Source organism: Microbispora oryzae (assembly GCF_017896165.1).
Classification (GTDB): Bacteria; Actinomycetota; Actinomycetes; order Streptosporangiales; family Streptosporangiaceae; genus Microbispora; species Microbispora oryzae.
Genome location: NZ_JAFCNB010000014.1, coordinates 1 through 24,347 on the forward strand (window position 1 = coordinate 1; position 24,347 = coordinate 24,347).

Below are 24,347 nucleotides of genomic sequence, written 5' to 3' on the forward strand. Positions count from 1 at the left end.
GCGGCCAGGCTCTCCTCCACCACGTGGAGTCATACCGGGGACTCGCCGACGACGACTTCGCAGCCCTCGACCAATGGCTTCGAGCTCTGTGAATCACACGCAATCCACAGGATTTGACAATTGCTCGAGCGGTTACGCGGCGTTGGACAGTACGACCAGACGCCTCTTCGCGCTCCTGGGCTCAGTGCGCGCCATTCGTATCGCTCCCTGGATGGCTGCGGCTCTCTTGGGGACCGAGGTCGACGAAGCGGAGGAGTACCTGGAGCAACTAGTGGAGGCGCAACTGCTGCGTGCGTCCGAGACGGACTCCTCTGGGAGCCTGCGGTATCGGTTCCACGACCTGGTGCGACTCTACGCCCGTGAGAAGATGCGCGGCGACCTCGAACCGCAGGCCGTGACCGCGGCCGAGGAACGCCTGCTGAGCGGTCATCTGGCGCTGGCACTCCAGTACACGCGGGACCATCCCGTCACGTCGAACTTCGAGTTCGCGAAGTCCTTGCCGCTGCTCTGGGCTCCTCTGCCGGATGACGTACCAACGCCCGCCGATCCAATGGAGTGGCTGCTGGAGGAGCGCGCCGATCTGGTGTCATCCGTCGAACAGGCTCATGCGCAGAAACACTGGCGCTATGTGTGGGGGCTGGCGGACATTCTGCATGCGGTGTTCATCCTCTCCCATCATGGCCCGGAGTCGAGGCGTGTGAAGGACCTCGCCCTGGCCGCCGCGCTGGCGGCGGGCGACGAGGAGGCGGAGTTGGAGGTCCGTTACACCTATGTCAGCAACCTCCTCTCAGAGAACCGGCACGACGAGGGAGTCGTGGTGCTGAGCGAACTGCGGGAACGGCGGCTGCGCAGGGGAGAGGCGCGCAAAGTCGCCCATCTTGACCTGATGGCTGGCGTGATTGAGCGCGACGGCGGCAGCCTCTTCGCGGCGGAGCGAAGTCTGCGCCGCAGCCTCGACGAGTTCGGGGTGCTCCAGGTCTCCGGCGACTCCGCCATCTCTGTGCTAATCGCCTCGGCACAGCACAATCTCGCCATCGTCTTGCGCGAGCAGGGACGGCTCAGCGAGGCCGATGCGCTGCTGTCGGCGGCTCTGGAGACCTTTGACGTGCTGGACGACAGGATCGCCGCCGGGCGCGCCCTGCACACTCGAGGGGTGCTCCACTGCTACGTCGGCCGCTTTGCCGACGCGCAGCAGATGTTCCAGCGGTCCTATGAATTGTGCCGTGGCGTGGGCGACCGCCGTTGGACAGTGATCGCGTTGCTCGGCCAGGCCCGGCTGGCGGACCGGTTGCGGGACTGGCCGCGCGCCTCTCTGCTGCTCGACGAGTGCGAGGCCATGTTCACCGCCCTCTCCGACAAGCCGGGTGTCGCCCAGGTTCAACGTAGCCGGGCCGTCCTGCTCCGCCGCACCGGGCGTTACCAGGAGGCGGAGGTGATGTTCGAGGCCGCACACGCCGGCCTGAAGGCGGTGAACGATCGGCGCTCCCATGCCAGACTGCACTACAGCCAGGCGCTGCTGGAACTCGCCCGTGGCCGTAGAGACGCCGCAATGGACTTCGTGGGGCAGGCCGAGCGCTTGTTCACCGTGGAGGATGACGCTGTGTGGCGCTGCAGGATCCTTGTGGCGCGGGCGAGGATCACTGGCAGGCCGGAAGAGGGGCTGTCCGAGAAAATCGACGAATTCGCTGACCTGGCTGGGGAAGGGTTCCAGCCGCTGTGGGTGACCGAGGCGCGCGGGAGGATCAGCGAGCGATCCTGACGCGCGCGTCGGGGCTGCTCGGGGAAACGCTTACCACCTACGGCGAAGCCAGGCGCGTTTTCGTGGAGGAACTCGGCCTGAACCCCGGGCCGGAGCTGCGCCGCCATGACGGTCTTCGCCGACCACGGCCCCGCAGGTGCGGGGAACCCTTGGCGATCGTGCGTGGGTGCCGCCGCCGGAGTCGGTGCGGATCAGTGAAGTCGCGCGGGGGAAGGCCGCGCAGTCCGGTGTCCTCGAACTCGATCGGGAAGCTGCGAACGCCGGCATCACCCTGCCGCATCACAACGGCCGGACCTAAGGCGTCAACACGCGAACGAAGAGAATCATGCGGCAGATGCACGGCCGGGCCGGGTTCGACCTCCTGCGCCATCGCATTCCGCTGCACTGAAGATCACTGAGCGCCACCGATTACGGGACAGACCCGTTCACTGGACAGACCCATTCAGGGCATGTGACCGCGGAGCCTGGAGAGGGCGGCTTCGGACGGGCTGCCGGGCTCCGGTTCACCCAGGAAGACGCAGAGGTCAGGAGCGCTGTCGAAGCGCACCGTCTCATGTCGGAGGGTCATCTCGCCGGCCTGGGGGTGACGCAGGTGGACGAACTCCTGGTTTCTGGCGCGTATGTCGTGACGAGCCCACAGCCGGCCGAAGTCCTCGCTTTCCGTGGACAGCTCTTCGACCAGTTCCACCAGGAAAGGGTCGCCGCCGAGCGCTCCCGCCTCGGCGTGCAGATGGGCCACATCGGACATGGCCTCCTGTTCCCATCTCGGGTAGAACTCGCGCGCCTCGGGGTTGAGGAAGGTGAGGCGGACCAGGTTGTCGTGGTGCGGGAGCCACTCGAAGAGAGCGGTGGTCACCTGGTTCATGGCAAGGATGTCCAGCCGGCGGTTCACCACGAAGGCCGGGATGTGGTTCCAGGAGTCAAGGAGCCGCAGGATGGTCGGGCTGAGCTGGTCGGCCGTGTCGACCGGCCTCGGCCCGACCGTCCGGGGGCGCGCCAACTCCCGGAGGTGCTGGGTGGCCTCGGAGTCGAGTCGCAGTGCCCGCGCCAGGGCGTCGATCACCTGCTCCGACGGACGGCGCTCACGGCCCTGTTCCAGCCGGCCGTAGTACTCGGCGCTCACGCCTGCCAGCATGGCCACTTCCTCCCGGCGCAGCCCTGGCGTGCGGCGGCGGCCGATCGGCGGCAACCCGACCCGTTCGGGAGTCGTGACGTGACGGCGGGCGCGGAGAAAGTCTCCGAGAAGCCTGTCACTATCCATGTCGAAGAGTGTAAGGGGAGGTTGTCGGATCCGTCTCGGCGCCCTTTGCCCAGCTCAAGCGGCACGGCCGGCCGCCGCCACGCCCAACGGCGACCGCCGCCCCGGTGGAACCGGTCGGGGCGGCGGTCGTGGCGTGTTGAGGCGGCGGTCACTGGAAGATCAGACCCACGCCCGGGACGCACTTGGGCTTCTTGGGAGCGAGGACGATGGCGTCGATCGTCGTCGCGGTCTGCAACGGTCCGCCCCTGACCTGCACCCCCGTGTAGAACTCATAGCGGACCGGCCGGAAGATGTCACACGGGTCCTTCGGGATGTAGTCGGCCGGGATCCAGGTCGACCCGCCGCCGCCACCACCGCCGCCGGGTGAACCCGTGTCAGAGCCGCCCGGCACCGGCTCGCCGGGGATGGGGAACGGGCGGACTTTGCCGGGGTCGAACCAGAGGTCGGTCGACAGGACGATGCCGGTCGGGGTGATGGCGCGGCACACGCTGTCGATGTCGGTCTCCTCGCAGAGCTGCGAGGAGTTGGTGTACGCCCACTGCCCGACCGACTGGATCTCATCCGGCGTCGCGGCGGCCAACGGCTGCGGATTGATGGTCACGCGGTCGAAGTTCGGCCCCTGCGGGAAGAGCGCCGGCATCTTGGCCGCCAGGAAGGTCGCGAGCGCCTTGCCGATGGCCACCGCGCCGAGCTCGTTCGGGTGGAAGCTCTCCTGGAACGACTGGAAGATCTTGCCGCTCCACAGCACGTCCGGGCGGCGCACGAGGCCCTGGAAGTAGGAGTCGGGCTGGCCGAGCTCATGTCCTGCGACCACGCTGGTGCCGTTCGGCCCGGCCGTGTTCGGGTCGAAGACGTGGACCTTGGTGTTCGGATAGCTGGCCTGGAACTGCGCCACCCCGTCCCGGATGGCCTGGTTCACCTTGGCCGCGAAAGGATACATCAGGTCCATGGTGTGGCCGGTGATCTCCTCGATGCCGGTGTTGCCCGACGCCTTGACCCCGAGCGGGTAGAGCGCCACGACGATCTCCGCCACCGGGTGGGTCTCCCGGACGCTCCACAGTCCCTGAGCGATCTTGCTCGGCAGGGAGTCTATTCGCGGCTGCAGCCGGCTCACCTCCAGGGCGACCGACTGCTCCTGGTCGGTCTGCCAGGTGAACACTCCGAAGCGGCCGTTGGGCGGGTTCAGGTACGCCTCGGCCGCGGTGCTGACCAGGTCGGCGAAACCGGCGTCGTTGCCGCCGAGCCCGAAGTAGACGATCTTGGCCATGGTCGGGACGTCCTGGGCCTGTGGCGGATTACGGACGACCGTTCCGCCCTTCGTCTCCATCTGCGGCTCGTTCAGGTGTTTGATCCACGCGCCGGATGAAGCATTGAAGAAGAGCCGGTCGCGCCCGAAGAACGTCAGCATCGTGCCCGAGGTGAGGGTCGGCCTGTACAACGGGTAGCGGCCCATTTCCAGGCCCGTCCAGGCCACGGCGAAGGGGGCCAGACCCGACCTGTGAGTCCAGTCCTCGCTGCCGTCGGACTTCGTCACGTACGTGTGGTTGTGGCTCGCGCCCTCACCGCTGGTGTAGCTGTCGCCGTAGACGACCGCGTCGTACGGCTCCGGTCCCGGCACGTCGACACAGGTCGGCGGGCACGGCAGCGGGACCGGTAGCGGCGGGCGTGTCGGGAGCGGAACGCCGGATGGCAGCGGCGAAAACGTCGGGAACGGAGGCCGAGTCGGCAACGGTATCGGATCGGCGGCGGCCACAGCGGCCGGCAGGAGCAGCCCCAGGGCGGCGAACAACGCCGTCAGTGCGACGCGTACCCGGGTACGTCTTGGGACACGGGAGGGTGACATGCGAACCTCACTCGATGATCGCGTGGCTTGCCGCAGCAGAATGCGCCACGACGGCCGTCGCTAGCATCGGGCGGTTCCCTACTCCTCCCCCTACATCGGCCCGGCGTCCGGGCCTGCGGCCGGCCGGTCGTCCCGGGCCTGTGCGTCCGCGGCCACGTGCTGGATGAGCGTGACGCGAGACTGGACGCCGAGCTTCGCGAAGGTGCGGGAGAGGTGAGCCTCGACCGTCTTGGGGCTCAGGTACAGCCGCTCCGCGATCTGCTGGTTCGTCAGCCCGCTCACCGCGAGGTCGGCGATCTGCCGTTCCCGGGTGGTGAGCGCGGAGAGCGGGCCGGCCGGTTGCCGCTGTCTCCGGGGCGCCCGGGCGGCGAGCCGGCGCTCGTCGCGGGTCAACGCGGCGGAGAGCCAGGCCGCGCCGGTGGCGGCGTACAGGGATTTGGCCCGGCCTATCTCGTCGCGGACCTTCGCGACCGAACCCAGACCGGCATACAGTTCGGCGGCGAGTTGGCGCGTGAGCCCCTCCTCGACCGGCGCGCCGGCGGCGGCGAAATGGTCGGCGCCCCGTGCCGCGTGAACGGCCGCTTCCTTCGAACTCCCGGAGAGCATCAGTACCTTCGCCTGCGCCCGGTGCGCGGAGCCCAGCTGATGGGCCAGACCCGACTTCATCGCCCTGGAAAGGGCGTGTTCGGCGAGTGAGCAGGCTTCGGACCGGGCACCGGCGACGGCTGTGACCATCGCCTGGAGGGCCAGGCAGTACGTCGTGGTCGGCTCGTCGCCGCCGTCATCCCGGGTCAGCGCGGCGATAGCGCGGTCGGGCTGCCCGGCCTCGGCGTAGACCAGCGCGAGGTCGAGCTGCGCCAGCCCGGACCACCAGCCGGACCGGGGCCGGGTCCCGGAGATCCGTTCGGCCAGTTCCACGGCGGCCCGCGGCCCGTCCCGCCACAACAGCGGACGCAGCAGCAGGACGCTGGACATGGCCAGGGTCTCCCGGCTGTGGATCAGCCGGGACGACTCGCGGGCCTCCTCGGCCGCGGTCATCGCCTCGGACAGCCGGCCCTGCCGCTCGTTCAGCGCGGACAGGGCGATGAGCAGGTACGGCACGCTGTGGCTGCGCCCGGCGCGGTAGGCGATGTCCAGCCCGCGGCGCAGATGCCGCGAGGCGTCGTCGTAGCGTCGCAGGTGGATCTCGACCCAGGCCAGCGGTGCGATCAACTCGAGGTGCGGTGCGAGCACGTCGTCGGTCATGGCGTCCGTCAGCCACGCCGCCCGGTCGGTCTCGCGCCGGCTCTGTGCCACGTGGCCGTCGCGCAGGCTGGCCAGCGCGTGGATCGTGCGGGCGGCCGATTCCAGCGCCTCGTCGTCCGCGTCGCTCAGGGACCGGATCGCGTCGGCGGCCGCGAGCCGCGCCTTTCCCGGCTCCCGCCCCATCAACTCGACCGCGGCCAGCCCTACCTGGGCCAGGCCGGTCGGCCGGTCACGCGCGTGCGGCCGGGTCAGCTCGGTGGTGACAAGCGCTTTCGCCTCGTCGTAGTCGCCGAGCAGGCGATAGATCATCGAGGAGAAGCTCACCGCCGCGATCCGCAGCGGCCCCGGCGCCCGCATCACCTCCTGCAGGATCTGCCGGCTGGCCGCCAGATCGCCGGTCACGCCCAGCGCGCGGCCCAGCGCCCATTGGAGTTGGACTCGCCACAAGGCCAGGTCGGCCTCGTCCGGCAGCAACCGGATCGCCGTCCGCAACAACCGGACGGCGGTGGACGGAGCGGCGTCCAGTGCCGCCGAGGCCGCCGCCTCCAGCGTTCGCACCGCCTGCACGTCGCCGTGCTGCGCCGATCGTGCGGTGTGGTGGGCCAGCAGTTGCAGCGGGCCGCCGTTGCCGCGCAGACACTCCGCCGCCCGCTCGTGCGCCCGCGACCGCCAGGCCGCTCCGGCCATCCAGTACGCCGCCGCCCGGACCAGCGGGTGACGGAACCGGAACGTGGCGTCGGCCTCGACCACCAGGCCCACGCCGACCAGGTGGTCGACGGCGCGATCGAGGGCGGCCTCCGGCAGTTCGGTGATGGACGCGACGAGGTCCAGCGAAATCGGTTCACCGGCCACCGCCGCCGCACAGGCCACGTGCCGGACATCCGGCGTCAGGGCGGTCAGTTCGGTGCTGAGCACGTCGAGCAGCGCCCGCTCGGGTGCGCCGGTCGCCGTGCCACCGGCCTCCGCGAGGGCGGTGAGCGTCTCCACGCCGGCGTCGGCGAGCACCTGGAGGTAGAGCGGGTTGCCGTGGGTGGTGCGGTACAGCAGTCGTCGGCGGCCTCGATCCGCCTCCGGCACCAGCGCCGCCACGTCGGCCTCACTCAGCGGGGCGAGACCGATGTGGACGGCCGCCTCGCCGAGTTCGGCGATGGCCCGGGCGATGCCCGCGGGCACCTGGGCCGCGCGGTACGCGGTGGCGAGCAGCAAGGGCGCCCGAGGCGGCCGGCGCAGCAGGTATTCGGTCAGCTCCACAGAGGACTGATCCGCCCAGTGCAGGTCGTCGAGCACGATGGCGACCGGGCCGACGGCCCCCTGATCTTCGATGAGCCGGCGCGCGCGTTGGAAGAGCCGGTAGCGGCCGAGCCCCGCGCGCCGGGCCTCGGACGGCCCGGTGGCGTCCAGCAGCAACTCGGTCAGCGCACCCTGCGCGTCCTGGCCGGGGTCACCCGGCTGGGGTTCGAACGCCGCGAGGTAGACGCCGAACGGTACGTCACGTTCGAACTCGGTCGCTTGACCGTGATGGACGGTGAAGCCACGGGCCCGGGCCAGATCGGCCAGTTCGGCGAGTAGACGGGTCTTCCCCATCCCCGGATCGCCACGCACCGCCACGGCCCGGAGCGCACCGTCCGCCGCGCCCGACACGGCCCTCGCGAGGAGGCTGAGCTCAGGGTCACGACCGATCAGAGTGCCGTATGTCGCTCCGTTGGCCATCTCGCCCTGCCCGAGTCCGGTGAGTGAAGCCAGCAGCGGCACCCAGCCTAATGGGATGATCGTCAGTTGGGAATACGCCGCCGTTTCCGGCACATCAGACAATTCGCCAGCCGGATCGGGTGGCGGATATTCGATTGACACCGAAGAGGGTGGTCCGGATTGTGGAGCCGTGTTCGACGATCTGCCGCTGAACGTGCGCGCGGCCTTCGGGGTTCCGTCCGGGCCGGCGCTTCGGCTACCCGGAGGAGGGGGCACCTGCTGGCAGGCGGATGACCTGATTTTCAAGCCCGTCCGGCATCCGGTGGAGGCGTCGTGGCTGGCGGAGGTGTTCGCCGACCTGCGCGGACCGGGGTTCCGCGTACCGCGGCCGGTGCGCGCGGCCGACGGCTCATGGGTCGTCGGCGGGTGGGCGGCGTGGACCGCAATCAAGGGCGTGCCGGCCCCGGTGGCGCGGTGGCCCGAAGTCGTGGCGGCCAGCCGGGCGTTCCACGCGGCCCTGGCCGGTGTCCCGGCACCCGATTGGCTGGGACGCGGCCACACCCGCTGGGACGTCGCCGAGCGGGTGGCGTGGGATCGGGCCGAGGTCGAGGTGGCGCCGGAGCTGTCGGATCTGGTGGACGGGTTGCGGGCCGCCATCCGGCCGATTCGGTTGCCCAACCAGCTCGTGCACGGTGACATCGCCGGCAATGTGTTGTTCGCGGCCGGGCGGCCACCGGCGGTCATCGACTTCGCACCGAGCCGGCGGCCCGCGGGGTACGCGCTGGCGGTCGCGGCTGTGGACCTGCTGGCCTGGTCAGGCGCACCGCCCGGCATCCTCGACGAACTCGCCTGCGAGGAAGAGATCGATCAACTGCTGCTGCGAGCCTTGATATGGCGCCTGGTCACCGAGTCGCTCGGGCGGCCCGACCCGGACAGCAGGCTGGCGGTCCGCCGCGCCAACGAATCGGTGGCCGAACTGCTGCTGTCGCGGGTGTCCGGCCGGCCCGCCACCACCATGCCGCCGGCCGATCCTGAGATCGCCGAGTCGGCCGGTCGCGCACTCGGCCGCGCGATCGTCGGGCTGCGGCCGGTCGCCGGCGGGCACAGCAGGTCGGTGACGCGGATCGCCGACCGCGCCGGGGGCGGTTCGGTGTTCGTCAAGGTCGGCGCGAACGTCGATCGCGTGGAATTCGGCACGGAACTGGCGGTGTACGAGGCGCTGGGTGAGCGGCCGTTCCTGCCGCGGCTGCTGGCGAGCACACGCGAACCGCTGCCGATGCTCGTGCTGGAGATGCTGGAGCCGGAGCACTGGCTCCGCGAGTGGACCCCCGGCCTCGTCGCGGCCACGCGCGAGCTCCTCCACGAGGTGCACATGCTGCCCGCGCCGCCCGGCGTGCCGGTGTTGCGGGCGAAGCCCAACCCCTGGGAGGCCGTCGCCGCCGACCCGGCACGCCTGCTGCGTATGCACGTGTGCTCCCAGCGGTGGCTGACGGACCACCTGGACATGCTGCACGGCGCGGCAGCCGAGGCGCCCACCGAGGGGGACAGCCTGATCCACCGGGACGTACGCGCCGCGAACCTGTGGTGGCACGACGGCCGCCTGGTGCTGGCCGACTGGGCGTCGGCGGCGATCGGCCATCCCTGGCTCGACCACCACCTCTGGCTCGTCGCCCTGCACGCCGAAGGCGGCCCCGCGCCGGAACTCGGCCAGGGACCGCACGCCACCGGCCATGCCGCCCTGATCGCCGGACAGCAGCCCCTGCTCACCCCGGCGCGCGACGCGGACCCGGCGCTGTTCGACCAACGCCGGCGTCGCCTCGGCGTCGCCCTGTCATGGGCCAGCCGCCTCCTGGACATTCCGCCCCCGCAGCCGGTGACCTGACAGGCGACGCCCATGCGGGGGCATGTCACGCGTCCCAGGTGACCGGGAGGCTCTTGACCCCGTGGATGTCGGCGGTCTCCGGCCGCAGCGCGACCTCGTCGGCGGGTACGGCCAGGCGCAGGGTGGGGAAGCGGGTGAGCAGAGCGGGGAACGCGACCCGCATCTCGACGCGGGCCAGCTGCTGGCCGAGGCACTGGTGGATGCCGTGACCGAAGGCCAGGTGCCCGGCCGGCTGGCGCCGGATGTCGAGCACGTGGGGGTCGGCGAAGCGGCCGGGGTCGCGGTTGGCGGTGTTGTACGACAGGATGACCGCCGTACCGGCCTCGATGGTCCGGCCGCCCAGCTCGACGTCCTCCAGCGCCGTCCTCATGAACGTCTTGGCGACGCTCAGATACCGCAGCAACTCCTCGACCGCCTGGTCGGTGAGCCCGGGGTCGGCGCGCAGCGCGGCCAGCTGCTCGGGATGGCGAAGCAGGGCGAAGGTGCCCAAGGCCAGCATGTTCGCGGTGGTGTCGAGCCCGGCCGCCAGCAGGATCAGGCTCATCCCCCTCAGCTCCTCATCGGTGAAATCACCGTCGGTGAGGTCGCTGAGCACGTCGTCGGTGGGGTTCGCGCGCTCGGCGGCCACCAGCTCCGCGAGGTAGTTCTGGGTCGAGGTGTAGGCGGCGATCAGCTCCTCGTCTCCTGTCTCCCCGCTGAGGAACACGTCGATCTGCTCCTGGAAGTGACCCCGGTCCTCGTACGGCACGCCCAGCAGCTCACAGATCACCATGGCGGGGATGGGCTTGGCGAACGCGGTCACCAGGTCCGCCGGCGGCCCGGCCTTCTCCATGGCGTCCAGGCGGCCGGCGGTGATCTGCTCGACGCGCTCGGTGAGCAGTCGCATCCGCCGTACGGTGAACCTGCCCACCAGCGGCTTCCTGTACCTGCTGTGCTGTGGGTCGTCCATGAGGAGGAACTCGCCGGGCGGCGCCGGTGGGACCTCCACGCCGGTGTAGTCGACGAGCGGGTGGTGGAGCATGAGCTCCTTACGCGAGCTGAACCGCGGGTCCGCGAGGACCGACCGGACGAGGTCGTATCCCGTGATCAGCCAGCCCTGGTGTCCGTCGGGGAAGGAGTAGCGGCTGATGGGGCCGTGCCCGCGGGCCTCGACGAGCTCCGCCGGCGGGTCGAAGGGGCAGCCGGGCCGACGTGCCGCCGGCATCGTGGTGACGGTGTGTTCCATGGTCGTACCTCTCGTCGGCCTGGGTTCTCGGTGAGCGGAACCGTCGATCGCGTCCACCCTCGCCGACGGCTCTGATACCGGGCCGTCGGCGTGCTGACGCGGTGCTGACACGACACCGCGTCAAGACCGGCGCCGCCGCCCGGTTCCCGGACACGCGCCCGTGCCCGCCCCCGGGAGCGGGGACGGGCACAGGAGCCGGCGAGCGGTGAGATCAGATGAGGTCTACTTGAGGATCGGGAGGCGGCGGACCAGCGGGGTGGAGGCCCACCATCTGGCGAGCCCGAGGGTGTTGCCCGCGCCGACCAGGGTCAGGCCTGCCAGGACGATGGCGTAGACGATGTGCTCGTCCATGAAGGGGTTGGTGGTCAGCGGCAGTTCGGCGGCCCACATCATGAGCAGGAGCAGCCCGCCGGTGGTGGCGGCGAGGCGCATTCCGACGCCGAGGACGAGGGCGGCGCCGATGCCGGCGAGGCCGGTCATGAACAGCCAGTCGACCCAGGCCTGTCCCGCGAGGGCGTTGAACAGGCCGCCGAAGGTGTGGTCGGTGGTGCCCTTCAGGAAGCCGGTGGTCGGGCTGCCGCCGTTGATCCACGCCTTGGCTGCGGGGGTGGCGAAACCCCAGCCGAACAGCTTGTCCAGGAAGGCCCACAGGAACACCCAGCCGATGGCGATGCGGGCGGCGGCCCACACGTACCGGACCGGTCCGGCGCCCGCGGCGGGAATCGCCTCGGTGTGCGTGCGGGGGGCGGGGACGGTGACCGCGGGGGGAGCGGCGTCGTAGAGGCGGTTGTTCCTCTGGTTGCGCCCTTGGGTGATGGCCATGACCGGCCCCTTTCAACGTCTTTGCTCTCTTGTGACACCTCAAGGAAACCGCGATCACCGGCCGTGCCACAGGAGCCGTACGGCACTCCGCGATCGTCCCGAAGGCCCGTGATCGTGGGACTTTCGGCCCATGTGGTCTCCAGGGTGGACACCGCCGCCGGATGCACGTGTCTCGCGGGTCCTACGACCGCTGGGGACGGGTCCAGAGACTCTGTCCGCCCGGTCGTCGTGGCCGGAGGCTGTGATCGACAGTCCCTCGAGAAGGGAGGCCCGGCCATGACACGGGTGCTGGTGGCCTACGGATCCAAACGAGGCTCGACCGCGGAGATCGCGGGCTGGATCGGCGAGACCCTGCGCGGCCAGGGGCTTGAGACCGAGGTCGCGGACGCGGGGACGGTCCGCGACGTGTCGGCCTACGACGCCGTGGTGCTGGGCGGCGCGCTGTACGCGGGGCGCTGGCACAAGGACGCCCGGCGCTTCGCCCGCCGGCACGCCGCGGCGCTGTCCGGACGGCCGGTGTGGCTGTTCAGTAGCGGGCCGCTCGACCGGTCCGCGCAGGAGGGCGAGATCCCGCCGGTTCCCCAGGCGGCCCGTGCGTCTGCCGCTCTCGACGCGTGTGAGCACCGGACGTTCGGCGGGCGGCTCACCCACGACGCCAGGGGCTTCCTCGCCTCCGCGATCGCCGAGAGGTCCGGAGGCGACTACCGCGATCAGGATCGGGTGCGCGACTGGGCGCTGCGCGTCGCCGCGCAGGTGGCGGCCACCGAACAGGCGAAGTCCTGACGGCGCCCGCTCGGCCCCGCCGGCAGCGCATGGCCGAGTGACAGCCGGAGCGGCCCCGGAGCCGAGGTTTCGGCGGAGATCGCATCGTGAGCTGCCGAAATGTCGTGACGAGCGTCACCCCGCCGCGCACGGACGGAGAGATTGACACGTCAACTACCGCTTTGATTGACTCGTCAATTACCGGGCTCCACCTCGGGTTTCGGACCGCGAGCGAGGAGTCCCGGAAAGTCCACGAACCGGACCAGGAGAGGTTCCATGGGAACGCTTGACGAGAAGGTAGTACTGATCACCGGCAGCGGAGGGGGCCTGGGGCGCGCGGCGGGGCTGATCTTCGCGCGAGAAGGCGCGAGGATCGTGGGACTCGACATCGATCCCCGTACCAACGACGAGACGGTCGAACTCGTTCGAGCGGAGGGCGGCGAGATGGCGGGCATCGCGCCGGTCGATCTCACCGACCCGGAACAGGTGCGGCAGGCGGTCGAGGACGCGGCGGCCGCGTTCGGCGGGCTCGACGTGATCTACAACAACGCGGCCCTGGTCCGCTTCGGACCGATGCCCGATTTCTCGATCGACGACTGGCGGGCGACCATAACCGGCGAGCTCGACATCCCCTTCTTCGTGTCGAAGTTCGCCTGGCCGCATCTGGTCCGGCGCGGTGGCGGGGTCATCATCAACGTCGCGTCCATGGCCGGCATGGTCGCCGGCTCGGTTCCCCCGATGGTGGCCCACAGCGCGGCGAACGCCGGCATCATCGGCATGACGCGGCAGCTCGCGCTCGAAGGCGCACCTCACGGGATCCGCGCCGTGGCGATCAGTCCCGGACCCACCCTGACGCCGCGCAGCGATCGCGACCTCGGCGACAACCAGGCGGCCCGGGACGCGATAACCGGCAAGACGCTCCTCAAGCGCTTCGGTCGCCCGGAGGAGATCGTCGAACTGGCGGCGTTCCTCGCCTCCGACCGGGCCGCTTTCATCACGGGCGCCAACTACCCCGTGGACGGCGGCTCCACCGCCTGGTGACGTCACCCGCCGTTCGGGCACGCTGCCGGTCCGCCTCAGACGGGGGAGAGGCGGAAGATCGGCCAGCCGATCTCGGTGCGCCATGAGCTCGGGTCGGCGCTGTCGCGTGGCCCCACCAGGTATCGCTCGTGCACTGGGCCGTCGACTGCCAGGGCGTGCGCACCGAGCCGGCCGTAGGACACGTCGATGTCGTCGTGCGGCCCGTGATGCATGGTGACGGCCAGTTCGGCGGCCGGCAGGGTGACCGGACGGACCCGGCCGACGGTGGGCGGGTCGGTGGCGGGACGGTAGACGAGGACGTCTCCGCGTCCCATGGTGAACAGTTCGTTGTCGTAGCTGCCGCCTGGGGGGCCGGTCCGTTCCAGCTCGGACTCGAGCCGGTGCAGATGCCCGGCGACCAGGGAGGCGCGGGCGTCCGGGTCGGAGGTGGTCAGGACCTCGCGGACCTCGCGCAACGGCATGTCGAGCTCGCGCAGGCGATGGATGACCTGCGCGGCCGGGATCTGCTCGCTGGTGTAGTAGCGGTATCCGCTGCCCGGATCGACGGTGGCCGGCTCGAGCAGACCGGCCTCGTGATATCGGCGCAGTGTCCGCACGCTCAGGTGGGTGAGCTGGGCGAATTCGCCGATGGTGAGGCCGGGACGCATGGCAGCACTGTGCACTCTCCCGGTGGGGGAAGGTCAAGCCCGGCCGAAGGATTTGACCCTCTCCCGGGGAGAGGCCGCACCGTGACCTCAAGCGTGCTGAACCTCGAAGGGGGACGGAGACCCCGCCGCCATGACGGGAGGCGGCGGGGCCTGCGGACTCACTTGATCCCGTACGCCCTGGTGACGGTCTCGGTGAAGATGTTGCCGCCGGTGCCGGCGGCTCTGACCCGCAGCGAGGCGAAACCGCCGTGCGCGCTCACCGGATGTGAGGTCTCGGCGGTCCAGGTGCCGTCACCGGACGGGTGCACCAGCGTGGGCCGCCAGGTGCGGCCGTCGTCGTAGGAGATGTCCACGGTGAGCGAGCTCACCCTCAGGTCAGGGGAGCCGTCCTGCCGCTGGACGCGCAGCGGGATGCGCATGTGGCCCACGTCGGCGCGGTTGCGGTCGTCGAGCTCCGGTGCGATCTTGACGGCGAGCAGCGGCAGCACCTGCCGCCTGCCCGGCTCGGGCGTCTTCGACCGGAACCGCCATTCGGCGGTCACCCGGGTGGACACCTTCGTCATGGCCGGTTCGCGGTCGGCGGTCATGGTGAGCCGGTAGTCGGCCTCCTTCGCGTCCGCGGGCGCCTCGATCACGCCGGGCAGGTAGTCGTCGGTGGCGTAGACCTCCTTGCCGTCACGGTAGAGCCTGGCCCGGGGGTTGACGTACGAGCCGTAGGAGTAGCGCTCAGGCCGGCCGTCCTCGAACAACCCGACGGCGAACTGCAGCGTGTCGTCCTCCCGCCAGGAATAGTCGCCGCCCGGAGTGAGCGCGGGCGCGAAGACGCCGGTGTTCCAGCGGGCGGAGGTCTTCTCGCCGGCGCGGTAGACCGTGGTCCGGCCGAAGAAGAACTGGTCGACGTTGTCCCAGCCGTCCGGCTTGTACTGGACGAAGGACGGGTACCAGCCGGTGTCGCCGGGCGTGTAGTACTCGGTCCGGTGGAACGGCAGCGAGAACCGGGACACGCCGCCGTACGGCATCCAGGCCATCTCCGTTCCGTACAGCACCGGCAGGGCGAAGTGTTCGCCGAACTTGCCGTCCTGCTGGGTGGCGTACGTGGAGGTGACCTCGGCGAGGTCCCGGCGGCTCGGGCGGTAGCCGGGGTCGGCGGGGATGCGCGGCTCGGCCTTCATCAGGTGGTAGAAGTACGGGCTGTCGTCGTAGGTGCCGTCGCCCTTCGGCCTGGCCCACTGCGTCCATCGGTAGAAGGCGAACTTCTTGCTCGCCGTACGGGTCGTGGGGATGGCCTTGACGCCGTCTACGTGGTCGGCGCCCCACATGCCGTTCAGGTCGACGTCCACGCCGAGGGGCTGCTTGCCGTCGACGAGCTGGAGCATGCCGAGCATGCCGATGGCGAGCCGTGCGGTCGGCTCCTCGGTGCGTACGTCCACCGGCTTGGCCTTACGGGCGTCGGCGGCGAATACGCGGTCGGCGTCGAGGGTGAACTCGGGGTCCGCGGCCATCACCACGCTGCCGTCCTGGTCGGCCATGAGGGTGACGACCGTGTAGCGGTGCCCCTTCTCCAGGCGGAGGTCCAGTGCGCCGCCGGAGACGTCGTAGTTGCGCTGGTCCTCGGTGCCGAGGTCGATCACCCCGGCGAAGGCGGCCTGGGCGGGCTGCCCGTCAGTGCCGGTGAAGGTCAGCTTGAGGCCGCGCTTCTCCGGCTCGACCTGCATGCCGATGCCGGTGCGCACGGAGACCCCGGAACCGGTCGCGATGACCGTGCCGCTGAACATGCCGGTCGCGCCCGCCTCGGCGGTCACCTGGACCTGCGCGGTCCCGTGCGCGGGCACCTGCACCGTGGTGGCGCCGAGCGTGAACGGCGTCGCCGTCTCGCCGTGGCCGTCCTTGGCCGTCACGCTCAGGTTCAGGCCGACGGCGCCGTCGCCGTCGTTGCGGTAGGTGAGCGTGCGGGTGATGGGCGCGGGATGGGGCAGCTCGACGTATCCCATGCTCAGCGAGGCCGGCTCGGCCGTGACCTGCTGGGTGACGGCGCGGGCGACGTCGACGCGGCCGGAGCCCTGGACGTAGGCGCCCAGTTCCTCTCCGGGCGCGGTGGAGGCCATCAGCGCCGCCTTGATCTGGTCGGCCTTCCACTCGGGATGCAGGCCGGCGACGATCGCCGCCGCTCCGGTCACGTGGGGGGTGGCCATGGACGTCCCGCTCATCTCGGTGTAGAAGTCGTCCACGGGCGCGCCGGCGTAGGTGCCCGCGGCCCGGCCGGCCACGATGCCCACTCCCGGCGCGATCAGGTCGGGCTTGACCGCGCCGTCGCCGGGGCGCGGGCCGGTGCTGCTGAACGGGGCGACCGTGTCCTCGTCACGGAAGGAGGCGCCGACCGAAAGCGCGCGGTCCGCGCTGCTGGGCGAGCCGAGCGCCTGGGGGCCGTCGTTGCCGGACGCGATGACGAACAGCGTGCCGTACTTCTCCGACAGCGTGTCGACGGCCAGCTCCGTCGGGTCTTCGCCGGGAGCGTCGGGCTCGCCGAGGCTGAGGTTGGCGACGCGGGCGCCGTTCTCCGCCGCCCAGGTCATGCCCTCGATGATGGCGGAGTCCGGGCAGTTTCCGCTCTGGTCGCAGATCTTGCCGATCAGGAGCTTCGCACCGGGAGCGACGCCCTTGTACCTGCCGCCGGAGGCCTCTCCGGACCCGGCGACGGTGGTGGCCACATGGGTGCCGTGGCCGTTCAGGTCGCGGACGTCGGGCTCGGAGGTGAAGTTCTCCGACTTCGCCACGAGGCCCCGCAGGTCGGGGTGGCCGGGGTCGTAGCCGGTGTCGAGCACCGCGACGGGGACGTCCTTACCGGTGTAGCCGGCCGCCCATGCCTGCGGCGCGCCGATGTGCGGGACGCTGACGTCGAGGGACACTTTGGCCTTGCCGTCCAGCCAGATCTTCTCGGGTACGGACGCCGCTCTGGCCTGCGCGGTCAGGGACTTCCAGAGCGTGCCCGCGTCGGCGTGCGGCTCGCTCCGCGCGATCCCGTTGATCGCGGGCAGCGGACGGCCGCCCGCGACGCGAAGGGAGGCGGTGCCGGCGGGGTACGTCACGATCAGCGGGAGCGCCGGGCTGGCGGCGTCGTCGTAGCCGAGCTCCGCCAGCCGGGTGACGTCGAACAGCCGCGGGTCGAGCGTGCCTTTGGCCAGGAGGGGCATGGCGTCCACAGGAACGACGCTGAGCCCGTCCCGGCTCCGCCGGCGGATGAAGTCGATCTTTTCCCTGCCGGAAGCGGGAGCGATGTCGAGCTGGGTCTGCCCGGAGGGGAGCGGGCGAAGGGTGACCTTGTCCCCGGTGATCAGGGTGACCGTCTTGGGGGGTCCGGCCTTGGCGGCGGCCTGCCCCGGCTGGGTGCCGGCCGGGGACGCCGGGGTGGGGAGGGGTGCTGCCTGTGCCGGCGTGGCGGCCGCTACCAGGGCGGCCATCACAACGCCGATAAGGGGGGTTCGCTGTAGCACATCCGGATTTCTAACGGTCTGAGAAGTTTGGTAACAAGGTGCTCTGTGTGGCCTATTGCGGCAGCCGCCGGAAACGGCCAAGATCGGCGATGTGCTTGATGACGGCCCCGTCCTGGAAGTAGTGGGCATCGGCGCGTTCGACGAGCGGATCTACCGCGAGGTGCTGGCCTGCCCCGGCATCACGGTGCGCGAGCTCGTGATGAGAAGCGGGGAGAGCTCGGGCCGCATCCAGACATCGCTGGCCAGGCTGCGTGCCAAGGGCCTGGTCAGGCGCCTGTGGGGCCGGTCGCCCCGCTGGACGGCCACGAACCCGGGGACCGCGATCCGTTCGCTGGTGCGCGGCCTGCAGAGCGACCTGGACCGGCTCACCGACACGGCCGACGTCTTGGAGGCCGCGTTCCGCAGCGTCGGCAGGGACCCGGAGGAGGGCGGCCAGTTCGAGGTCCTGGCCGGGCCCGAGGAGCTCGCCCGATGGTTCGCCCGGCTGCAGAGGGAGGCCAGGGACGAGGTGCTGACCTTCGACCGGCCGCCGTACGTGCTGGACTACCGCAACCCGCTGCAGGGTGAGCGCCTCAGCGAGGGTGTCCGCTACCGGACCGTCTACGCGCCGGAGGCGTTCCAGCACGCCGAGGCGCTCGACGAGCTGGACAGGCTGCTCAAGGCGGGGGAGGAGGCACGGGTCCTGCCCGGGCTGCCGTTCAAGATGGTGCTCGTCGACCGGCGGCAGGCGATCATGCCGCTGCACCTGGACCCGCCGCTGACCCGCAGCGTGCTGATCAGGGGATCCACCATGGTGGTGGCCCTGGTCGCGCTGTTCGAGCGCTTGTGGCAGGAGGCGGTTCCCATGTACCCGCAGCCCGCGGGCGGGCCGGAGGCGGCCGCCGGGCCCGGCGGGGGCGAGGAGCACGAGGGGGCGGAGCTCAGTTTGGAGGACCGCCGGATCCTGGCGCTGCTGTCGGCCGGGCTCAAGGACGACGCGATCGCCCGCCAGCTCGGCACCAGCGCCCGCAGCCTGCGCCGCCGGCTGCGCCACCTCTTCGACGAGCTGAACGCCGAGACCCGCTTCCAGGCGGGCGCGCAGGCCAGCCGCCGTGGCCTGGTGTGATCTCCGTACGGCATTGGCATCGCCGCCCGGCTGACAGCGCGGCACGGCGCGCCGGCGAGTCGTAACAGGCGGACGGCCCGCCCGGGGGGAACCCGGCGGGCCGTCCTTCGAGGTGCGCTGAGATCAGCCGTCGTTCTCGGACGACGGGATGTAGGCGCCCGGCACCTGGTCAGGCGCGTAAATCGTGTCGTCACCCGGGTAGGGCTTCGTGTAGTCGTGCGCCTCGTACCACGAGAAGCGGTTCATCTGCTCGGGGTTGGCGGAGTCCGCCCTGGCGGCGGGCCCGTTGAACGACTGCTTGGACTTCCAGGCCCCCCACTTCTTCGCGACCTCCTGCTTGTCCGCGGGGACCTTCGCCGTCGGCGCGGCCGCGGCGTTCGGGTCCTGCGGGGCCGGGGTGTCCGCACCGCAGGACGGCACGTTCGAGCCGGACAGACCCAGGGTCAGGGAGGTGCGGTTCGGCAGGGCGGTGAACGGCGTGTAGTCGGGCTTGCCGGTGAAGGCGGCGGCCATCGGGGTGGCGGCGCTGTCCTTCTGGTTCATCGGCTGGATCCCGAGGATCTGCTCGATGGTGCGGATCATGTTGATCTGCGAGTAGTAGTGGCTGTCGACGACGCCGTGCTTGGCCCAGGGGCTGATGATCGAGATCGGGGCGCGGTGGCCGTCGACGTGGTCGGTGCCCGCCTGGGAGTCGTCCTCGACGACGAAGATCGCCGAGTCCTTCCAGTACTTGCTGTGCGAGATCCTGTCGACGATCTTGCCGACGGCCAGATCGTTGTCGGCGACCTGGGCGGCTCCGTTCACCGGACCGCCGGTGTGGTCGCTGGACAGCCAGAACATGTTCAGGTTCGCCGGCCCGTTGGCGTCGAAGTCACGCTTCCAGATCTCGTACCGGTAGATGTCCGGGACGCTGGTGTCGAACTTCGGGAAGCCGTGCACCGACACGTCGTTGAGCGACGGGATCGGCGAGGACGAGTCCAGGGTGTAGGCGGTGTTCGCCCCCGTGGCTTCCATGTTCTTGGTGTCGCAGTACAGGTTCTGCCACGTCGCGCCTGCGGGCTTGGTGAGGAACTGGTGGAACTCCCCGAAGTTCCGCACGGACTTGCCCGCCGCCTGCGCACCGCTCCAGATGAAACCGGTCCGCTGGTGACCGAGAGCGTCGTCCTCGGTGTCGTAGCTGCGAAGGTACTGACCGGCCGTGGACTCGGTGTACTCCGGGTTGTCGGCCTGCATCAGCCAGTTGTGACCCTCGGCGGAGTTCGTGCCGATGTCGTACGTGTTGTCGTACAGGCCGAACTGGTTGACCAGCGCGTGCTGGTTCGGCGTCACGTTCTCGCCGTACTGGGCGAGAGACGGGTCGCCGTTGCCCTTGGCGATGTCACCGAAGACCTGGTCGTAGGTCCGGTTCTCCTTGACGATCAGGAAGACGTGCTTGATCGTCGAGGGGTCGCCGAGACGCTTCGGGACCGCCTCGGCCTTCTGCTTGTTGCCGTGGGCCACCTTGACGTCGTTCTTGCCCCAGCCGTTCTGCTCGAAGACCGTGGCCGTGTACTTGGCGATCTCCTTGTCGGCCGGCAGCGTGAACCGCTGCAGGCTGGACGTCGTGTCGTGGGTGCCGTGCCCGGCGGCCGTGGTGGGACGGCGGGCGTCGATGCCGCGGGTGTTGGAGACCAGCACCTGGCCGCCGACGGTGGTGATCTCCGCCGGGAAGTAGTCCGTCGGGAGCAGGCCGACGTAGCTGACCGGCTCCTGCGGGCTCGTGTACCGGTAGACGGCGACCGCGTTGGCGCGGCCGAGCGTCACCAGCAGGTGACCGTCGTCGGTCAGCGTCACGGCGTCGGGCTCGTAGCCCACCGACGCCTGCGGCCACGGCTGGGTGGCGATGGTCTGGACGACCTTGTCGCTGGCGGTGTCGATGACCGACACGTCGTTGGTGGCGGTGTTGGTGACGAACAGCGCGCCGTTCTTGACGTACAGGGCGGTCGGGTGCAGGCCGACGTCGATGCTCGACGGGGCGCCGGACGGGTTCGCCAGGTCGATGACGCTGACCGTGCCGGTGGTGGTGGCGCCGGTCTTCGGGTCGGCCGGCACCTGGGTGCCGTAGGAGTTGATCGTCGTCTCGCCGGGCCTGGCCGGCCGGCCGCCCTCGTTGCTGACGTAGAGCTTGGTGCCGACCATGACCATGTCACGAGGGGCGTTGCCCACGTCCCAGCTCTGCTGGATGGCCCCGGTCGCCGCGTCCATGGCGATCACCCGGTTCTGGCCGTTGACGGCGACATACACGGTCTTGCCGTCGGCGGAGAACACCGGCTCACCGACCAGCGCGTGCTTCGAGCCCTGCGCGGCGATGGAGATGTTGACCGGGTTGGCGAGAGAGCCGTCGGGGTTCACGGTGAACTTGGTGAACATGTCGGCCCGGCCCAGCCACAGCTGCGAGCCGTCGGGCGAGTACGTGGGGCCTTCCTGGCCCACGTCGTTGCCGCTGATGCTCAGGTTCGCCGCCGCGTTCTTGCCGACGAGCTGCTGGACCTTCCAGTTCTTCAGGTCGACGATGGCGAGCGCCATCCCGCCGTCGGTGATCGAGGCCGCGAGGTGGGTGCCGTCCGGGCTGACCGACGACGACATGATCTTGCCGTTGTTGATGACGAGGCGCTCGCCGATCGGCTTGATGTACTGGTCGGCGGAGACGACCAGGCCCTTGCCGGTGGTCTGGCCGACCTGGTCGGTGCCGAATGCCTCGGTGGAGGCGTAGGCGATGCCCCCTCCGGCGACGACGAGAGCGGCGGTGGCGGCCGCGAGGAGGCGGACCCGGCGGCCGGTGGTCCGGTCGAGGAACCCGAGACCGGCCTTCGGGGAGCGCTGGCGCGTGACGTGCATGTTCAATCCTTCTGGGTGCTTGCTGCGAGCAGGTCGACGTTGCCGTCGAACTGCCAGAGGGGGTTGGGCGCGTCTCCGTTGGGAGTGCGCACCTGGAAGTAGCCGTTGACCTCCTTCGGGCCGTCCCCGTCGGCGACGTACCGCCCGTCCGCGGTGACGTCGAGCTGGTAGATGGCGTTGCCCACGGCGGTCGCGCCGGGAAGGCGCCAGGACACGACGCACCGCCAGTCGTTGCCCGCTCCCTCGTCCTCGACCAGGGAACCGCCCTTGTCGCAGGACGCGGTCGCCTGGAGCTGGGCCTCGGTGACCTCGGGGCGATGGAGCTCCTGCGTCTGCAACCGGTAGAGGTGGGCGTACGCCGTGGCGAGCGAGTCCTGCAGCTTGCCCTTGTCGATCCCTGAACCGGTGGCCGGGGTCGCCGTGCCGATCACGCCGATGGTGACGGCGACCAGTGCGGCCAGCGGCAGGACCGCCGTCACGAGGACCTGCCGGCCCGACCCGTCGTACGTCAGGTCGGTGAAGTCGCGGCGCAGGAACAGGCGGTACGCCAGCGCGGTGGCGACGACCGCCCACACGAGGCTCACGGCGAGGCCGAGCAGCAGGGGGCCCGACTGGGCCGGGCTGGTGAACAGCCCGCGCCAGGCCAGGAAGGCGTGGCTCGGCATGGCCAGCTGCACGGCCACCGGCAACGGGAGCAGCTGCGCGAGCTGCAGCGCGAACGCGAGGAGCGCGGGCATCAGCAGCCCCATCGGGGAACGGCCCAGGGCCACCGAGCCGAGCAGGCCGACCGCGGCGAACGCCAGCGTCGGCGCCAGCACGCAGGCCCATGCGAGCAGGACCGTGCCGGCCGCGTCCGCCGGGCCGAGGAGATGGCCGTCCAGGCCGGCGAGTGGCCGGTCGCCGACCGCGGCCAGGCCGCCGGCGATGCCCGACGCGGCCAGCCCGGCGACGAGCAGCAGGATCACGGTGAGGCTGGCGAGGGTCTTCGCCACGAAGATCCGCCGTGGGGAGCGCACCGCCACGAGGAGGTGACGCCAGGTGCCGAGCCGGTCCTCGACGGCGAAGACGTCACCGGCGACCAGCGCCGTCAGCAGCGGGAGCGCCCAGCTGCACGAGAAGTCCAGCACGACCAGCGACCCCGCCCAGCCGGTCGCGTTCATCCAGCGGCCGAAGACCGTGTCGGCGGGCAGCGAGCTCTGCAGGCTCACCGCGGCCACGAACGCCGCGGGGGCGATCCAGCAGGCGAGCAGCAGCAGGCGGATCCGCCACTGGGAGAGCAGCTTGACGAGCTCGAAGCGGTAGCCGTGCAGCACGGGCGCCGGCCGGGCGTCGGCCCGGGGCTCGGTGACAGTCGCGGTCATCGCGGGTCCTCCTGGTCGTTACGCGCGGACACGGTGCCGGTCCCCGTCAGCGCCAGGAACGCGGCCTCGAGCGGCGTCACCACGGGCCCCAGCTCCCGGAGCGCCACGCCGGCTCCCACGAGCCGCACGACCAGGTCGTCGAGGGCCTCCACCGGTCCGCGCACGACGACGGCGGCGTCCGTCCGTTGACCGGGGTCGCGGCCGGGCACGACGCGGAGCCCGGGCGTCTCCGCCGCCAGCCGGTGGGCGGCGGCCGGGTCGGAGGTCAGCAGCCGGTAGTCGAGCTCGCCGCTCTCGGCGGCGAGCTTGCTCAGCGGCCCGGAGAAGACGACCCGTCCGGTGGCGAGGATGGTGACGTCGGAGCACAGCGCGGCGAGGTCGTCCATCCGGTGGCTGGACAGGACCACCGCGGTCCCGTTCGCGGCCAGTTCGGTGATGACGCGGTGCACGTGGTGCTTGCCGGCCGGGTCCAGGCCGTTCGCCGGCTCGTCGAGGACGAGCAGCCGCGGTGTGGTGAGCAGCGCGGCGGCCAGCCCGAGCCGCTGGCGCATCCCCAGGGAGAAGCCCCGGACGCGGTCGTCGGCGACGTCGGTCAGCCCGACCTGCTCCAGCGCCTCGTCGACGCCCGAGGTGCGCCCGGCGTCGTAACGGCGCAGTGCGGCCAGGGCCGAGAGGTTCTGCCGGGCGGTGAGCGAGGGATAGAGCCCCGGGCCGTCCACGAAGCCCGCGACACCGTCGGGTACGGCGAGGGTCCGTCCGACCGGCGTACCCAGGATCTCCAGGCGTCCGCTGTCCGCGACGGCCAGGCCCAGCAGCAGCCCGAGGAGCGTCGTCTTGCCCGCGCCGTTGGGGCCGACCAGTCCGTGGACCTGCCCGCTCGTCACGTCGAGGTCGACGCCGTCAAGGGCGACCACATCCCCGAAGGACTTCGTGATTCCGCGAGCCCGAACCGCAGGGGCCTCCTCCATATCGGTCTCCCTTGACTTGATCAGCAGCAAGAGGAACCTAGAGATCGCGGTTAACCTGCGGGGGACACGCAGTCAAACATTGGGCGAAGTCGATACAACCCGCCGATATGCCGATGAATATGCCGATATGGCAATCAATCCGGCGAACGGGCGATCCGCTGGCCCGGCGCCAGGTCAGGCGGTGCGGCGGGAGCGGGCCAGAGCCAGCCCGCCGATGACGACGCCGGCCAGCCCCAGCAGCGCGGCCACCACGGACCAGAGGCGCCCGGTGGTCAAGGTGTAAGCACCGACGGGCTGGGCCAGAACGTGCGCGGCCGCGGCGGTGGCCGGCAAGTGACGGAGGGACATGGGAATCCTTTCGGTCGGATG

16 protein-coding genes are annotated in these 24,347 nt (G+C 70.7%); 5 read left to right on the forward strand and 11 right to left on the reverse strand.

Features of this window, described 5'->3' with window-relative positions; translation table 11 throughout:
* Positions 1–211 precede the first annotated feature (211 nt).
* On the forward strand, positions 212–1,759 hold the full coding sequence (locus JOL79_RS23200; RefSeq protein ID WP_210158005.1) for a tetratricopeptide repeat protein: 1,548 nt from the start codon (positions 212–214) through the stop codon (positions 1,757–1,759).
* Positions 1,760–2,201: 442 nt separating this feature from the next.
* On the opposite strand, the gene JOL79_RS23210 is transcribed toward JOL79_RS23200, so the two are convergent.
* From JOL79_RS23210 to JOL79_RS23220, 3 genes are all read right to left on the reverse strand, one after another.
* Complete coding sequence (locus tag JOL79_RS23210; RefSeq protein WP_210158006.1) at positions 2,202–3,020, reverse strand: helix-turn-helix transcriptional regulator; 819 nt, start codon at positions 3,018–3,020, stop codon at positions 2,202–2,204.
* A 148-nt stretch (positions 3,021–3,168) separates the two neighbouring features.
* On the reverse strand, positions 3,169–4,638 hold the full coding sequence (locus JOL79_RS23215; RefSeq protein ID WP_210158007.1) for an SGNH/GDSL hydrolase family protein: 1,470 nt from the start codon (positions 4,636–4,638) through the stop codon (positions 3,169–3,171).
* Positions 4,639–4,953: 315 nt separating this feature from the next.
* Complete coding sequence (locus JOL79_RS23220) at positions 4,954–7,860, reverse strand: helix-turn-helix transcriptional regulator (RefSeq protein ID WP_210158008.1); 2,907 nt, start codon at positions 7,858–7,860, stop codon at positions 4,954–4,956.
* A gap of 127 nt (positions 7,861–7,987) precedes the next feature.
* Here JOL79_RS23220 and JOL79_RS23225 point away from each other — a divergent pair, with 127 nt between their 5' ends.
* Positions 7,988–9,679: a TIGR02569 family protein gene (locus JOL79_RS23225; RefSeq protein WP_210158009.1), complete on the forward strand. Its 1,692-nt coding sequence runs from the start codon at positions 7,988–7,990 to the stop codon at positions 9,677–9,679.
* A 25-nt stretch (positions 9,680–9,704) separates the two neighbouring features.
* On the opposite strand, the gene JOL79_RS23230 is transcribed toward JOL79_RS23225, so the two are convergent.
* Positions 9,705–10,904, reverse strand: coding sequence for a cytochrome P450 (locus tag JOL79_RS23230; protein WP_210158010.1), 1,200 nt, complete (start codon positions 10,902–10,904; stop codon positions 9,705–9,707).
* Between the two features lie 222 nt (positions 10,905–11,126).
* Positions 11,127–11,726: a hypothetical protein gene (locus tag JOL79_RS23235; protein ID WP_230985332.1), complete on the reverse strand. Its 600-nt coding sequence runs from the start codon at positions 11,724–11,726 to the stop codon at positions 11,127–11,129.
* Positions 11,727–12,002: 276 nt separating this feature from the next.
* On the opposite strand from JOL79_RS23235, the gene JOL79_RS23240 reads away from it, so the two are divergent.
* Positions 12,003–12,509: a flavodoxin domain-containing protein gene (locus JOL79_RS23240; RefSeq protein WP_210158011.1), complete on the forward strand. Its 507-nt coding sequence runs from the start codon at positions 12,003–12,005 to the stop codon at positions 12,507–12,509.
* A gap of 255 nt (positions 12,510–12,764) precedes the next feature.
* Positions 12,765–13,529 carry an SDR family NAD(P)-dependent oxidoreductase gene (locus tag JOL79_RS23245; protein WP_210158012.1) on the forward strand — a complete coding sequence of 255 codons (765 nt, stop codon included), beginning with the start codon at positions 12,765–12,767 and terminating at the stop codon, positions 13,527–13,529.
* A gap of 35 nt (positions 13,530–13,564) precedes the next feature.
* Here the strand turns inward: JOL79_RS23245 and JOL79_RS23250 are convergent, their stop codons facing one another.
* Both JOL79_RS23250 and JOL79_RS23255 read right to left on the reverse strand, forming a co-directional pair.
* Positions 13,565–14,176, reverse strand: coding sequence for a MerR family transcriptional regulator (locus JOL79_RS23250; RefSeq protein WP_210158013.1), 612 nt, complete (start codon positions 14,174–14,176; stop codon positions 13,565–13,567).
* A gap of 158 nt (positions 14,177–14,334) precedes the next feature.
* Positions 14,335–17,634: a S8 family serine peptidase gene (locus tag JOL79_RS23255; protein ID WP_210158014.1), complete on the reverse strand. Its 3,300-nt coding sequence runs from the start codon at positions 17,632–17,634 to the stop codon at positions 14,335–14,337.
* A gap of 124 nt (positions 17,635–17,758) precedes the next feature.
* Between JOL79_RS23255 and JOL79_RS23260 the strand changes: the two genes are divergently transcribed.
* The gene (locus tag JOL79_RS23260; protein WP_210158015.1) at positions 17,759–18,772 is read left to right on the forward strand and encodes a TrmB family transcriptional regulator; all 1,014 of its coding nucleotides are present in this window, start codon (positions 17,759–17,761) and stop codon (positions 18,770–18,772) included.
* Between the two features lie 123 nt (positions 18,773–18,895).
* Here the strand turns inward: JOL79_RS23260 and JOL79_RS23265 are convergent, their stop codons facing one another.
* The 4 genes from JOL79_RS23265 to JOL79_RS23280 form a co-directional block, all read right to left on the reverse strand.
* Positions 18,896–21,649, reverse strand: a complete 2,754-nt coding sequence (locus JOL79_RS23265; protein WP_210158016.1) for a bifunctional YncE family protein/alkaline phosphatase family protein — start codon at positions 21,647–21,649, stop codon at positions 18,896–18,898.
* Between the two features lie 2 nt (positions 21,650–21,651).
* Entirely contained in the window at positions 21,652–23,010 is a 1,359-nt protein-coding gene (locus tag JOL79_RS23270; protein ID WP_210158017.1) for an ABC transporter permease, read from the reverse strand.
* Positions 23,007–23,978, reverse strand: a complete 972-nt coding sequence (locus JOL79_RS23275) for an ABC transporter ATP-binding protein (RefSeq protein WP_210158018.1) — start codon at positions 23,976–23,978, stop codon at positions 23,007–23,009. Before JOL79_RS23275 ends, JOL79_RS23270 begins: the two co-directional genes overlap by 4 nt.
* 174 nt (positions 23,979–24,152) lie before the next feature.
* The gene (locus JOL79_RS23280; protein ID WP_210158019.1) at positions 24,153–24,326 is read right to left on the reverse strand and encodes a DUF6223 family protein; all 174 of its coding nucleotides are present in this window, start codon (positions 24,324–24,326) and stop codon (positions 24,153–24,155) included.
* Positions 24,327–24,347 lie beyond the last annotated feature (21 nt).